This is a genomic window from Clostridium sp. (genome assembly GCF_036646415.1).
Lineage (GTDB): Bacteria > Bacillota > Clostridia > Clostridiales > Clostridiaceae > Clostridium_J.
Genome location: NZ_JAVXMF010000009.1, coordinates 82,787 through 97,780, shown reverse-complemented (window position 1 = coordinate 97,780; position 14,994 = coordinate 82,787). Strand labels below are relative to the sequence as shown.

Below are 14,994 nucleotides of genomic sequence, written 5' to 3'. Positions count from 1 at the left end.
TATATAATAAGAGTGTATAGGTTAGCCTCTAAAATATGATGTGAAATATAGATTATTAAAAGGAAAACTTTACAATGTTGAATATGGATTATTGTATGTTTTATAAATAAGGAAATTTAGACATCCTTTTGTGGATTTTAAAAATATTTAATGCAGATTTCACATAATACTATATATGAAAAAGGAATACTATTATTATAAATATTAATAGTATATATTAAAGCACTATGATTTAAGAAAGTTGTAGTGAAATTGAGAGGACGTGAAGTATGAATATTAGAGAAGTGTTAATAAACTTTATGACAGAACAGGCTTATAAACCGATGAGTTTAAAAGAGTTATCAAAGATATTTGGAATAAGCAAAAGGGAATCAAAAGAGTTTATAAATTTATTAGATCAAATGGAAAAAGATGGGTCAATAATTAAAAATAGAGCAGAACTTTATGGCATACCAGAGAGAATGGGAATTATGAAGGGTACATTCGCTGCCAACCAAAAAGGGTTTGGATTTGTAATAGTAGAAGAGGACAGACCAGATATATTTATACCAGCTAGTAATGTTAATAGTGCTATGAATCATGATATTGTACTAGTTAAGATATTAAGAGATGAAAACAAGGGTAAAAAATGTGAAGGTGAAATTATTCGAATAGTAGAAAGAAAAAATACAAAACTAGTTGGAACCTATGAAGATAGTAAAAGTTTTGGGTTTGTTGTGGCTGATGATAAGAAAATATCCCAAGATATATTCATTTCAAAGGGCAATAGAAATGGTGCAAAAACAGGTCAAATAGTTGTAGTAGAAATAACAAGTTGGCCAGAGCAACGAAGAAATCCAGAAGGAAAGATTATTGAGATATTAGGGGAAAAAGGCGATAAAGGAATAGATATTCTAACAATAATTAGAAAGCATAATCTTCCTGAAGAATTCCCTATAGAAGTTGAGGAATTTGCAGAAAGAATAGTAGATGAAGTTCCTCAAAGTGAAGTTGATAGAAGAAGGGATCTTAGAGATGTAACTATGGTTACAATAGATGGAGAAGATGCAAAGGACCTAGATGATGCAGTTTCAGTGGAACTACTTAAAAACGGAAACTATAAGCTAGGAGTTCATATTGCAGACGTTTCTCACTACGTAAGAGAAAACAATGTGTTAGATAAAGAAGCCTTTAAAAGAGGAACCTCTGTATATCTTATTGATAGGGTTATTCCTATGCTTCCAAGAAATCTATCTAATGGAGTATGTAGTTTAAATCCAAAGGTTAATAGACTTGCTCTTAGCTGCTTTATGGAAATTGATCCTACAGGAAAAGTTGTAAACCATGATGTCTTTGAAAGTGTAATTAAAACTAATGCGAGAATGACATATACAGATGTTACAAAGATACTTAGAGATGAAGATCAAGAGACTATAGAAAAGTATAAACATCTTCATGAAGAATTTAAAAATATGGGTGAACTTTTCAAGATTTTAAATAAAAAGAGATTATCTAGAGGTGCTATTGATTTTGACTTTGAAGAATGTAAAATCATTCTAGATGAAACTGGCAAGCCAATTGATGTACTACCGCGTGAAAGAGCTATTGCAAATAGAATAATAGAAGAGTTTATGCTAATTTGTAATGAAACTGTTGCAGAACACTTCTTCTGGATGAATGCACCTTTTGTATATAGAATCCATGAAGATCCTGATATGGAGAAGCTATTACACTTTAGTGAGTTTGTATATAATCTAGGGTATCATGTAAGATTTAAGGATGATGAAGTACGTCCTAGTGAATTACAAAAGATACTAGAAAGTGTTAAGGGTAAGAAGGAAGAAACTGTAGTTAGTACATTACTTCTTAGATCTATGATGAAGGCAAAATACTCTCAACAGTGCGTAGGCCACTTTGGTCTTGCTGCTAAATATTATTGTCACTTTACATCTCCTATAAGAAGATATCCTGACCTTGCAATTCATAGAATTATAAAGGAAATGATAAATGAAGGATTAACTCCAAAGAGAGAGAAGAGATTAAAAACTTTTGTAGTGGATGCTTCAAAACAATCTTCGGATACAGAAAGAATGGCTGTAGAAGCAGAACGTGAAGTAGATGATCTTAAAAAAGCTGAATATATGCTAGATAAAATAGGTGAAGAATTTGAAGGAATAATATCATCAGTAACTAGTTTTGGTATGTTCGTAGAACTTCCTAATACAATAGAAGGTCTAGTACACATAAGTGAGCTTCATGATGATTATTATATCTATGATGAAAGACATCTATCATTAATTGGTGAGAGAACTAAGAATATCTATAGACTTGGGGATTCTATAAAAGTAATATGTTCTAAGGTTGATATAGATGCCCATGATATATACTTTGAAGTAGTAAAACCTAAAAAAGAAGAAGATGAAGAGTTGGAAGAAATATCTGTAGATGTAAATGAATTGATTTCGGAAAGTAATGGAATACATTAGAGTAATGAATAATTAAGAAATTTTAACTATAGATATATAAAGAGAAAAATAAAAATTTAACAATAATTTAATGATAATTTAACAATGATCTATGCCTTAGAATTATATTTAGAATATAAATATATAATTCTAGGGCATATTTATTTATATGAAATTAGGAATAAGATAGAATTATAATGAGGTATAAAGGGAATTGTAGGTCAAAATGTGATTGGAATTAAATTTTTAAATTTTATAATTAAATTTTCAGAAAGTTGTAGCAAATTTAACAATATATGATATAATCAATATATAAATAGTTAAATAAATAACAAAGAATAGGTGGAAATTTGGGGGGGGGTAATATTATGGCACGTTTTACATTACCAAGAGATATTTATCATGGAGAAGGGGCTTTAGAAACTCTTAAAGGATTAAAAGGTAATAAAGCTTTTGTAGTCGTAGGTGGAGGATCCATGAAGAGGTTTGGATTCTTACAACAAGTAGAAGACTATTTAAAAGAAGCTGGAATGGAAGTTGAACTATTTGAAGGTGTAGAGCCAGACCCATCAGTAGAAACAGTGATGAAGGGTGCAGAGGCTATGAGAAACTTTGAACCAGATTGGATAGTTGCAATTGGTGGAGGTTCTCCAATAGATGCTGCAAAGGCAATGTGGATATTCTATGAATACCCTGAATTTACGTTTGAACAAGCTGTTGTACCTTTTGGACTACCAGAATTAAGACAAAAAGCAAAATTTGTTGCAATCCCATCAACTAGTGGTACTGCTACAGAGGTTACTGCATTCTCTGTAATTACGGATTATAAAGCTAAAATAAAATATCCGCTAGCGGACTTTAACATAACTCCAGATATAGCTATTGTTGATCCAGCACTTGCACAAACAATGCCAAAGACTTTAGTTGCGCATACTGGAATGGATGCTTTAACTCATGCAATAGAGGCATATACAGCATCACTAAGATCAAACTTTACAGATCCACTAGCATTAAAGGCTATTGATATGGTAAAGGACAACCTAGTTAATTCTTATAATGGGTGTGAGAAGTCAAGAAACTTAATGCATGAAGCTCAATGTTTAGCAGGAATGGCATTTTCCAATGCATTATTAGGAATAGTTCACTCTATGGCTCATAAAACAGGAGCAGTATTTCATATTCCACATGGATGTGCAAATGCAATCTTCTTACCTTATGTAATTCAATATAATAGAGTTAAATGTGAAGATAGATATGCAGACATAGCAAGAATGTTAAAACTAAAAGGAAACAATGATATGGAGTTAACAGATTCATTAATAGAAATGATAAATGAATTAAACACAGTATTAGAGATTCCACACACAATGAAAGAATATGGAGTTAAAGAGGAAGATTTTAAAGCAAATCTTGAATTTGTAGCTCATAATGCTGTATTGGATGCATGCACAGGTTCAAACCCTAGAGAGATAGATGACAAGACTATGGAAAAAATATTTGAATGTACATTCTATGGAAATAAGGTAGAATTTTAAGTGACATTCTAAATTTATTATTTGTTAGTATCGCTGTTGAAATAAAATTCAACAGATTAAAAAAATATCTTTATAGATTCATCAAATCAAATCAAATTAGAAGAGCTGCCTCGAAGTAGAGTGAAAAATTCTATGATGAGACAGCTCTTTTAAGTTCTACCCTAGATAGTGTTAAAATTAGACTTTATGTATTTGAATAAACCTCTGAAATCCTCATGCAAACAACAACTTAAATAGGTATATAGTTTTCTATGGGAAATTTTAGAAAGTTAAAAAGTTTTATACATAAATATTTCAAATTTTAAATAGTTAAAATATAGCTTTGCTCTAGTGGGGTCAACCTCACTGATAACAATGGTTTTACCATAGAATAACATAAAAACATAAGAACATGAAAAGCTAAAAACATGGAAATTGATACAATTAAATTAATATGAAAATTACTCAGATATTTAAAGGTTAATAATTACAATACTTTTATTTTAGGTTATAATAAGGATATACTATTCAATGGATTTTAAATTTAGTAAAATCACATATATAAAGAAGAAAATATATATTAAATATAAAAGTAGGTGAGAACATGGCAAAGAAATTAGGGAATAAGACCTTAGCAGAAAATAGAAAAGCTAGACATGATTATTTTATAGAAGAAGCTATGGAAGCAGGTATAGTACTTGTAGGAACAGAAGTTAAATCTATAAGAGGTGGGAAAGCAAACCTTAGAGATAGTTACGCGGATATAAATAATGGTGAAGTATTTGTTAAAAATATGCATGTAAGTCCTTATGAACAAGGTAATATATTTAATAAGGATCCATTAAGAGAAAGAAAATTACTTCTTCATAAAGCTGAAATTGAAAAGCTTATGGGATATACAACGCAAAAGGGTTATACATTAATACCACTTAGCATATATCTTAAAGATGGAAAAGTTAAAGTAAATCTTGGCGTTTGTAGAGGTAAGAAGGATTATGACAAGAGAGATGTAATGCTAGAAAAAGCAGCTAAGAGAGATATAGACAGACAGATGAAAGAGAAATATAAGTAACACTCCAAATCTATGATTTGGCTAAGTGTTACTTACTCATTTGAACAAAGTGAAAAGGAGTTTCAACTTACACTCCAAATCTATGATTTGGCTAAGTGTTACTTACTCATTTGAACAAAGTGAAAAGGAGTTTTAACCAAGATGTTTTAAATACATTAGTATACTTTATTAAATAGAATATACTAATGTATTTTCTATTACATTTTCTTAAGGTTTATTCTAATTATAGAAAAGTTAAATATACTTTAGTTATAAGGAGAGTTAATATGTTGAAAAAAACTTTTAAAAAATTAGCTATATGTTTAAGTGTTTGTGTGTGTTTAGGCACACCGGTAAATGCATTTGCTGATGCTCATGGAGAATATCCAACTGGTGAAATTCTAAGCTTTGGGTCCAATCTAAATAAGGCTCAAGAAAATCAGTTAAGAAAGTATTTTAATGCACCAGATGACATTGATGCTATATATGTAGATAATAGTGTTGCAATAAAACAACTTGGACTTGATGAACATAATCTTGAGAATTTTACAGGTGGTTGGTATTCAAGTGCCTATGTTAAGCTTGTGGAAAAGGAGAGTGGGGTAACAGTTAAATCTACTAACTTAACTTTAGTATCAAATGATATGCTTGCAAATGCACTAATTACTTCTGGAATATTAAATGCAGATGTTATAGCATCTGCCCCATTTGAAGTAACTGGAGAGTCAGCTCTTGCTGGTATACTGGCTGGTGCTGAAAAGATAATGGGTGGTGAATTATCTTTAGAAGGTAAGCAAACAGCTCAAGAGGAAATAGAGGTATCCTTGGACTTAGCTGAAGAAATAGGGCAAACAGAAGCTTCTGCAATTATAAATGAAATAAAAACTGCTATTATTAAAGAAAAACCTTCTACAGAAGAGGAAATTCAAAAGATAGTAGAAGAGATAGGAAGTAAGTATGATGTAACCATAAGTGATAATATCCAAGGTAGAATGGTTTCACTAATGTCTGATATAAACGATTTAGATTTAGATTATTCTAAGTTAAAAGATACTTTAGATAAAGCTTCTTCAAAGTTTAAAGATGATATGACTGCTTTGGGTAAAGAACTTAAGGATTCAGGTTTCTTTGATAAGCTATTTAATTGGATAAGGGAGTTTTTTAATTCTATATTTAGTTCAAATAATAATTAAAGCTTTATTTAAATGACAAGTAAGATCTATGATTTGGTTAGGGAAACTCAGTTCATGGAACAAATGCCATGTGGATTTCTATTAATAGTATTTTAAAATGGCATATATGTAACATTAATGAAATGTTTATTGTAATTTATGTGTATACTATAAAAAAAGGAAGCTTATCCACAAACACTATAAATAAATTTACAAAACTTTACTTGATATAAGATGGTTTATTGTTTATAATGAATATATCATAGTAATATTAAAAAACGTTACTATGCCTAACATGGGGGCGCACTGGTTTCGACGGGGGTGCGTAACGGCTAAGAAGCGAGTGGAGGGAACTCATGGGCCCGCCTTAAAAAACTATGGGAAAAAGATAAACGCAGAAGATAATTTCGCGTTAGCAGCCTAGTCGCTGCTCGTTCTACCTAAGAGTCCTACGGCTTAGACTAGGGCGTCAAATTAGTAGGGAACCGAGTCTTAGAAAGCTTTGACTAAGAAACGGAAATTATGAAGCTACTGAAGTGAAGAACCTGTCTTTGGGTGCTTCATAGAGGGAATGTAAAAACAGAGACTGCACTCGGAGATGCTTAGTTGGAATGGCTTTCGGACATGGGTTCGATTCCCATCGCCTCCACCATACATACAGTATTATCAATGCTTTACAGCACTTTAATGATTAAGATTACAAGTTCGATTCGGAAGAAAATCTTCTGTGTCCGATACCTGTAATCTTTTTTATTTGAGGTGTTAAAATGGCTAAAAGACTACAATTAACAAAAAATGTTACTCCGATTGGGTTTGATAAGGAGGTAACAGCAGAATATTTCTCAGTACAGGACTTTATTGAAAAACAGAAAGATTTTATCATCTATAAGAGGTCTCAAAACCTGTCTACAAGGACTTTGTATGACTATGACAGGGCTTTTCTTTACATGAATAATTACATTAATGAGTACTACTCGGACACCACAATTCGATACGACATTACATTGATTAGAGGGTATATTTCATTTATGTTAGAGAAGGTTTCTCCCAACACTACCAATATCAGAATACGATATTTAAAGGTATATTTAGCCTTTTTAGAAGATGAAGGATTTGTTAAAGATAGAATAAATGAAAGGGTAAAAAAGGTTAGGGAAGTTAAGAACGAGAAGCAACCTTTAACCCAAACCGATATAAAGAAGTTACTCAAAGTAATTAATATGACTTCATATGCAGGATTAAGGGATTACGTTATAATACTTCTCATGCTATCCGTAGGCACAAGGGTAAATGAAACTGTCAATATAAAGGTTAAAGATGTGAATTTAAAGGATAAGTATATCATCATAAACGGAGAAACTGCAAAGAACAGGACTCAGAGGATTGTACCACTGAATAACAAGCTACAACCATATGTTAAGAAACTAGTGGAGATTGCAAATAGTGTTAACTGCGAGTATTTGTTTTTATCGAGTGTATCACACAGTAAGGTGGCTTTATCTCATATTAAAAGTCAACTGATAGAGTACGGAAAGAAGGCAGGTTTGGATAAAAGTACCTCACCCCATAAGCTAAGGCATACAGCATTAACTAACATGATAAAGAATGGCAGTAATCCGTTAGATGTCTGTAGAATAGCTGGGCATTCTTCTTTAGAAATTACTATGGCATACTATCATAATAGTATTAATGATTTACACAAGGCTATACAAAAAGATACTTTATCTGATTTATAGTACAATAAAAGCTATAAAAAAGAGTGGTTAAGGATTTTATTTCCTCACCACTTTTTACTTTTACTGTTGCTATATATAAATAGGGTTTTTATGACATTTATTGACACTTATAAAACAATTGGAAACACTCATTTTAGAGGGAGATTAGGTTAATTTTTAAGGGAGAAAAATAGGACTTTCCTTAAAGTAAATCCGTAAATTTTCTATGTACTCATACCAATGATATCAAAGGGAGGAATTTTAAACATCCCCCTCCCCAAAAAACAGTTCCATAGGATAAATGATTAATTTAAATTGCATCACTAATCAATTGTAATGCCTCCTCATAGTCAAAATTCATTGTAAAATATGCATCATCATCATTTCTATCAACGTAACAGCAAACAAAAAACTGGTCTTTGTTTGGGAGATAACGACAGTGTATTATACAGTTTTTATGAAGTACTTCCAATATTTTCAACAAGACACTCTCCTCAGCCTTTACTTCTTCTGATATCCTGTTAAATCCACCAATTAGTTCCATTTAATACTCCTCCTTGTTTTTATCTTTATTTTCTAAGTTAGTTCTTTATCGTTTATGGACACTTTTACATTTTCATTTGTAGCCGTTTCTTTAGGTTCTATGTCTTTACCTCTTTTATAGGCTTTTTGTTGAATCTAAGTCCTTTGTTAGCTGAAATTTGAGACGGTATAATTTCTTTTATAAATATCTTTGTTGGTTTATTTTTGCCTTGGACAATCATTTCCCATAATCCCCAAGTTTCTAATTCCTTTCTGATTTTAACAGCCTTTTGACTAGCACAACCTAAGTCCGCCATAACTTGGTCTACTGAATAGAAAATAAACTCTTGATTGTGTGTATAGTCGTACCACTCGTTTAATTTTGATAGTTGAAGCCTGTCCAAACCCCAAGTATAAAGTAACTTAGCATCACTAGATAAACCTTTGTAAGTTATTCCTTTAAATGCTTTCGGCATTTTTGCAAATAGTTGAGTTTCCTTTTGTAAAGTGGGTTGGTTATCCATTGATATCCTCCTTTCGCATGTAAATTTTATCTCATACCTATATAACAACTGAAATCGCCACTATGGGACATTTTTAAAAGCGATATATTATCTAATCGAGTTAAAAGGATAGTGTGGGACAACCAATTATTTTGAATAGTGGTTATCAAAAGTTTGAATAGTGATTATAAAACTATGAATTGTGATATTCACTACCGAATAAGACTTAGTTAGTAAGACTTAATTATAAAGACTTATATTTATCTGCTGAAGCAGATTGTATTCCGTTATAGATTCTATAGCATATAAAAGAGTAGACCGTTATAGTATAGAGGTTTTATTGAGAAAGCCGTTTTACATAAGGTCATAAAATAACGGTGGATTAGGAAAAATCAAATTGTATAGGTAGTATTAATATTTATTTGATGGTTGTGTTAAAGGCTAGAGTTGAAAATAATATAATCTTTTATTTGAAAAATTATCCAAGATGTGTATAATATATATTATGGATTAATATATTTTCGTTAGAGTAATATTACATAACACTAATGCCGCAAATACCATTGTTGAAATTCTATGAGACAGAGTTCTAGACCTAAAGGGAGAAAAAAATATTATATATTGAAATAACAAGGAGATGATTAAGTGAGAAATTATATTGGACAAGGAGTTCCAAATTTAGAGGATGCGAAATTAATGCTAATGGAAGCTGAGAAATTAAATCCCACGCCGTGGGTTAACCATTCATTTTATGTTGCAGAGGCAGCTAAATTAATAGCTGAACAAACTCCTAACATGGATTCAGAGTTAGCATATATTCTAGGCTTGTTGCATGATATAGGTAGAAGATTTGGGCCAAATGGGATGAGACACAACATTGATGGATACAATTATTTCGTTGAAAAAGGATATGATTTGGTAGGAAGGATTTGTTTAAGTCATACAGCATTCAAATACAATGATAAAGTAATTATAGTTGGAAAGTGGAATGGTACAAAAGAAGAACATGATTTTATAGTGGATTATTTATCTAAAACTGAAGAAACGGACTATGACAAATTAATTAAATTATGTGATTATATTTCATTACCTACTGGTTTTACATTGATAGAAAAAAGGCTGGTGGACATTGCTATAAGAGGTGGAATAAATGAGTACACCATACCTAGGTGGAAGTCTACCTTTGAAATAAAAAGTTATTTTGAACAGAAAATTGGAAAATCTATATACGAATTGTTGCCAGGAGTTATGGAAAACACATTTGAGTTACAGATTCTATAATATATAAAAGAATAGACCAACATAGATAGAAGTTATGTTAACAAAGCATTTATATAAGTTCTAAGTAATGACTGTAAGCAAAGCTTAACGGATAATATCTGCAATAAATCATACTACCTATTTTATGGAGAAGAATAGTCTAAGTAGAAGATTAGGTTAAATGCCTAATCTTTTTTTGTATCTGTGTCCCATTTCATCAACTCTACTTGTTATATGAGTATAAAGGCGTTTAAGCCTAATATAAAAAAGGAGATTGATAGAAATGGAAAATAAGAAATTTTATATGCTAACAATAGGCCAAGAGGTTGAATATGAACATATTAGAGATATGTCAGAGTGTAAAAAGGGTTTCTATTTAGAGAGTTTACAAGAATGCTTTAATGAGTGTGAATATGAGGAAGAGTTACTAGATATGGCTTCAAGCTATATTTTAGATTTATGCAATGAAGTATCTAATCTCATAAATCAATTAGAAACCAAAGATAGAGTTATCAATAACCTTGAAGGGTTTGCAGAAGCAAGAATAAATGATTTGAAGAATAAGTAATGATATTAGGGAAAGATTTTAAATGATTAAGATACTTTAAATTATTGATGACTTATAACATCTTTTAAAAGAATGCAAGAAACAACCTATGCTTTAATATGAGTTAGCATGGGTTTTTGCATCTTCAAATAATTTAACTACATAATCGACCTAATTGTTTACTCCAAGTCCATGTTATGATAAAATAAAAATTAACAGCAAATCGGATACTCCGAATGGGACTTTTGATTAATAATTGCTACAAGCATTGATATAACTGGAAAGGTTAAGGCAAGTGGAAGCTATCGGACATGGGTTCGATTCCCATCGCTTCCACCATTAAAACCCACGACAGGTTTGTCGTGGGTTTTTACGTTATTCTAATATTTCTAATATTTCTATTGTGTAGTTTTCTCCAGGAGCATCAACTTCAACTATATCGTGAGCTTTCTTGCCGTATAATGCTTTTCCTAAATTTGATTCTATACTTATACACATATTTTTAGGGTCTGAATCCAGAGTAGTTACTAATGTTACAATAGTTTCATCTTCATCCTCTATAAAGTGAACTCTAGCTTTACTATTAAGTCCTAATATTGATTTATCTACGGTTTTATCATTTATTATAGTTGCGGTGGAAATCATAGTTAATAAATATTGAATTCTATTATCGTTTTCTCTATAGTTTGCACAAGCTTCTTTGTATTCTGCATTTTCTGATCTATCTCCATGTGCGGCAGCTTCCATTTTTTCCTTTGCTATTTCAGCTCTTTTTACTGTTAATCTATATTCTAATTCCTCTTTTAATTTTTTAATATTTTCTTCTGTCAGTTGATTATTCATAAAATTAGACCTCCCATTAAATATAGTATATTAAGATTATATAATATATAGAAAAAAATAAAAGGTATTTTATTTACATAAATTATAATCTAGGTGAGGGGTTAAAAATTATTTCAAGCTATTTTTGAACTCTTTTTATTGTATTTGAATATTATATTTAGTGTAGAACTAAAAGGAGTTGAAATTATTTGGCTAGAGAAGTTAAATATGTACAACCAATTAATCCTACTGATGAAGAAAGGCATAGGATGCTAAGGATTGCTTTAGAAGAAGCAAATCATGTGGAAGATTATTATAATTTATTAGAATTACTTGGCCCACCAAGGGATATTACAAGCATATTACCGCCAGGTGGGTGTAAGGGAATTAGAGTAGGTATAATAGGTGGAGGAATTGCAGGTTTGTCTGCAGCCTTTGAACTTAGAAAACTTGGGTTTGACATAACTATATTTGAAACACAAGAAAAACGTATTGGTGGGAGGATTTATACTTATTATTTTGATAAGGATAAAAGGTTTTATGGTGAGTTAGGAGCTATGCGAATACCAGTAAGTCATGAAACTACATGGCATTATATAAATACCTTTGGTTTAGAAACAAGACCTTTTATTCAAAATAATGATAATGCTTTTATTTATGTAAGAAATGAAAGGGCAGTAAATGATCCAGAAGGTAAAAGTGTAATGAGGAAAATTTATCCTGAATTCGATTTAGCACCTTGGGAGAAAAAAGAACCATGGCAAAAGCTTATTGGATATGGTCTAGGAGCTAATTTATTAAAGCTTAGTCCAGAGATGAGAAGGGAAATATTGCAAAGTAAAAAGAAGTATTCACCTGAAATCAATTATCTAGATAGCTTAAGCATAAGAAAAAATCTTGAAGAAATGGGGTTAAGTGAGGGAGCTATACAGGTATTATCATGTATTGCTACTTTTCCAGGATCCCTTTATGATAATAGTTATGCAGAAGTTTTACAAGAAGAATATACTGTAGATTCTGCTTTTAGATATGAAATAGTTGGAGGTTCAGTTAAATTACCTATTGCTGTTTATAATTCATTAATATCTGAAAGGCCTAAGGAATATGGAAATATTAATGCGAGAGATTTAGGAAAGGTAACATGGAAAAATGGGAATACAGTAAACGGCATATATAAAAGTATGGAAAATAATAAAGTTATTCTTGAATATAAAAATGAAACTTCTTCAGATAGATTTCAACAAACTTTTGATTTTGTTATATGTGCTATTCCTTTTTCAAGTCTTCGTAGTGTAGCTATATATCCTATGTTTAGTACTGATAAAATGCAGGCTATTAAAGAAGTTAATTATGCATCTTCTCAAAAAACTATACTAATGTGTAATGAAAGCTTTTGGAAAAATGGACAGTTAAGTGAGGAAATAATAGGGGGGGGATCCTATACAGATTTACCTGTATCAAGTATATGGTATCCTGCTTATAATCCTTGGTCTAATATTATGAATTTGAAAAATAAAGAATTTCAAAATAAGGGCGAAGAGTGTGATTCATATGATGATGGAGGCGTTCTTTTAGCAGCATACAATTTAAATCGGGATGCAGTTCGTTTAGGGAATTTAGATTCTAGAACTAGAATTGAAAAAATAAAAAGACAAGTAGAGTTGGTTAATGGACTCCCAGAGGGATACCTTGATTCAGTAGTAGTAGATTTTAAAACTATACAATGGGATAATGAGAAAGGATTTTATGGAGGCTTTTGTTATTTTACACCTGGACAAAAAAGACTTTTTTCTTATTCTATGGAAAAATCAGAATATGATAATAGAGTATATTTTGCGGGAGAGCATATTTCTCAAGAGCATGGATGGATCCAAGGATCTGTAAAAAGTGCAATGAAAGCTGCTAATGATATAGCTGAATACTGTAAAAATATATAGAAGTAAGTATGTATTAGAATCAAAAGGATTCCTATTGCTATTAAGTAGTAGGGGTCTTTTATAGTTACAATAATATATTTAACTTATGTAATTTATATTACTATTTGTAATAGTTGATACATAACTTGTAAGATTTCAAATATGTAATAAAACAACTATAACATATATGTTACAGTTTAGTAGTTATTATATCCTATAAGCAGAGAAAAAGGTTATAATAATATTATTGAATATAAAGATACTGTTAAAATAAATGATAAGGTGTGTTGAAATGGAAGAGTTAAAGAAAGTAATTGAGGAAATTATACAAGAAGATATTATAAAGCTAGTTATTAGTAATAAAATGAATAAGGATGTTGAATACAATAAAATAACATTTATTCTTAAAGAAGATCAGGTGAAACAATATTATCAAATAGAAAAATATACTGATAAGCAAGTGTTCCATGAAAATATTGATGTAGATATTTTAGAAGAAAAACTTTTAGAATATGTATCATCTAATTATAAACAGGTTGCAGCTTGGTCAAATACAACTACATTTGATTTGAAAATATCTAAAAAAGGTAAAGTTCATTTAGGAAAGAAGAAAAGTGATAATGAAAAACTTGTAAATAAAGGACATAATAAAGAAAAGAATTATATTCTTAAAGAAGGTATGATAATAGAGCCTCTTATAGATTTAGGAGTTTTTACAAAAGAGGGCAAGGTTGTTAATTCAAAATATGATAAGTATAAGCAAATAAATAGATTTGTTGAAATTATTGATGATGAAATTAAGAAGAATGATTTTAAGGAACTTACCATATTGGATTTTGGATGTGGGAAATCTTATTTAACATTTGTATTATATTATTATTTTGTAGAAATTAAAAAAATTAATGTAAAAATGATAGGATTAGATCTTAAAGAAGATGTAATTAAAAAGTGCAATGACATAGCTAAAAGTTATAATTATGAAGATTTACATTTTGAGCTAGGGGACATAAATGGATTCAAATATAATAATAAAGTTGATATGGTAATTACATTACATGCATGTGATACAGCTACTGATTATGCTTTATACAATGCGATAAAGTGGAATAGTAAAATGATTTTCTCTGTTCCTTGTTGCCAACATGAATTTAATAGCCAAATGAAGACAGATTCATTATCTATATTAACGAAGTATGGCATAGTACAAGAGAGAGTTGCAGCACTAATGACAGATTCAGTAAGAGCTAATCTTTTAGAAAATATGGGATATAAAACTCAGCTTTTAGAATTTATAGATATAGCACATTCCCCTAAAAATATTTTAATTAGAGCTTCAAAAGCTAATATATCTAAGGACAAAAGAGAAAAAGCTTTAACTGAGGTTGATAGTTTAATGAACCAATTTAATTTAAATCCCACATTGTTTAATTTATTAAAAGAAGATAATTTGATTTAAGTTTTATTGACATGGTATACTAAAATTGTAACACTAGTGAGAATAACCTAGTATGATAACATTTAGGAAAAT

At 30.3% G+C, this 14,994-nt stretch carries 12 protein-coding genes and 1 other RNA gene; 10 read left to right on the top strand and 3 right to left on the bottom strand.

Annotated elements, in window-relative coordinates:
- Positions 1–269: 269 nt before the first annotated feature.
- The 6 genes from rnr (at position 270) to RSD37_RS08405 (ending at position 7,917) form a co-directional block, all read left to right on the top strand.
- A complete protein-coding gene (gene rnr / locus RSD37_RS08430) occupies positions 270–2,465 on the top strand; it encodes a ribonuclease R (protein WP_346946279.1) in 2,196 nt (731 codons plus the stop codon).
- Between the two features lie 347 nt (positions 2,466–2,812).
- A complete protein-coding gene (locus RSD37_RS08425) occupies positions 2,813–3,979 on the top strand; it encodes an iron-containing alcohol dehydrogenase (protein ID WP_346946278.1) in 1,167 nt (388 codons plus the stop codon).
- A 583-nt stretch (positions 3,980–4,562) separates the two neighbouring features.
- On the top strand, positions 4,563–5,030 hold the full coding sequence (gene smpB, locus RSD37_RS08420) for an SsrA-binding protein SmpB (RefSeq protein WP_346946277.1): 468 nt from the start codon (positions 4,563–4,565) through the stop codon (positions 5,028–5,030).
- 266 nt (positions 5,031–5,296) lie between these two features.
- Entirely contained in the window at positions 5,297–6,202 is a 906-nt protein-coding gene (locus RSD37_RS08415; protein ID WP_346946276.1) for a DUF1002 domain-containing protein, read from the top strand.
- A gap of 276 nt (positions 6,203–6,478) precedes the next feature.
- Positions 6,479–6,833: a transfer-messenger RNA gene (gene ssrA, locus RSD37_RS08410) on the top strand.
- A 115-nt stretch (positions 6,834–6,948) separates the two neighbouring features.
- On the top strand, positions 6,949–7,917 hold the full coding sequence (locus tag RSD37_RS08405; protein ID WP_346946275.1) for a tyrosine-type recombinase/integrase: 969 nt from the start codon (positions 6,949–6,951) through the stop codon (positions 7,915–7,917).
- Positions 7,918–8,206: 289 nt separating this feature from the next.
- Here the strand turns inward: RSD37_RS08405 and RSD37_RS08400 are convergent, their stop codons facing one another.
- Together RSD37_RS08400 and RSD37_RS08395 are read right to left on the bottom strand one after the other, a co-directional pair.
- Positions 8,207–8,440, bottom strand: coding sequence for a hypothetical protein (locus RSD37_RS08400; RefSeq protein ID WP_346946274.1), 234 nt, complete (start codon positions 8,438–8,440; stop codon positions 8,207–8,209).
- A 97-nt stretch (positions 8,441–8,537) separates the two neighbouring features.
- Positions 8,538–8,942: a replication initiator protein A gene (locus RSD37_RS08395; RefSeq protein WP_346946273.1), complete on the bottom strand. Its 405-nt coding sequence runs from the start codon at positions 8,940–8,942 to the stop codon at positions 8,538–8,540.
- A 624-nt stretch (positions 8,943–9,566) separates the two neighbouring features.
- Between RSD37_RS08395 and RSD37_RS08390 the strand changes: the two genes are divergently transcribed.
- Both RSD37_RS08390 and RSD37_RS08385 read left to right on the top strand, forming a co-directional pair.
- Complete coding sequence (locus RSD37_RS08390) at positions 9,567–10,202, top strand: HD domain-containing protein (protein ID WP_346946272.1); 636 nt, start codon at positions 9,567–9,569, stop codon at positions 10,200–10,202.
- A gap of 262 nt (positions 10,203–10,464) precedes the next feature.
- A complete protein-coding gene (locus RSD37_RS08385; RefSeq protein WP_346946271.1) occupies positions 10,465–10,749 on the top strand; it encodes a hypothetical protein in 285 nt (94 codons plus the stop codon).
- Positions 10,750–11,103: 354 nt separating this feature from the next.
- Here the strand turns inward: RSD37_RS08385 and greA are convergent, their stop codons facing one another.
- On the bottom strand, positions 11,104–11,571 hold the full coding sequence (gene greA / locus RSD37_RS08380) for a transcription elongation factor GreA (RefSeq protein WP_346946270.1): 468 nt from the start codon (positions 11,569–11,571) through the stop codon (positions 11,104–11,106).
- 188 nt (positions 11,572–11,759) lie between these two features.
- Here greA and RSD37_RS08375 point away from each other — a divergent pair, with 188 nt between their 5' ends.
- Positions 11,760–13,487 (top strand): NAD(P)/FAD-dependent oxidoreductase, encoded by a 1,728-nt coding sequence (locus RSD37_RS08375; protein WP_346946269.1) that lies wholly within the window; start codon positions 11,760–11,762, stop codon positions 13,485–13,487.
- Between the two features lie 271 nt (positions 13,488–13,758).
- Positions 13,759–14,922 carry an SAM-dependent methyltransferase gene (locus RSD37_RS08370; protein WP_346946268.1) on the top strand — a complete coding sequence of 388 codons (1,164 nt, stop codon included), beginning with the start codon at positions 13,759–13,761 and terminating at the stop codon, positions 14,920–14,922.
- The last annotated feature ends 72 nt before the right edge of the window (positions 14,923–14,994 follow it).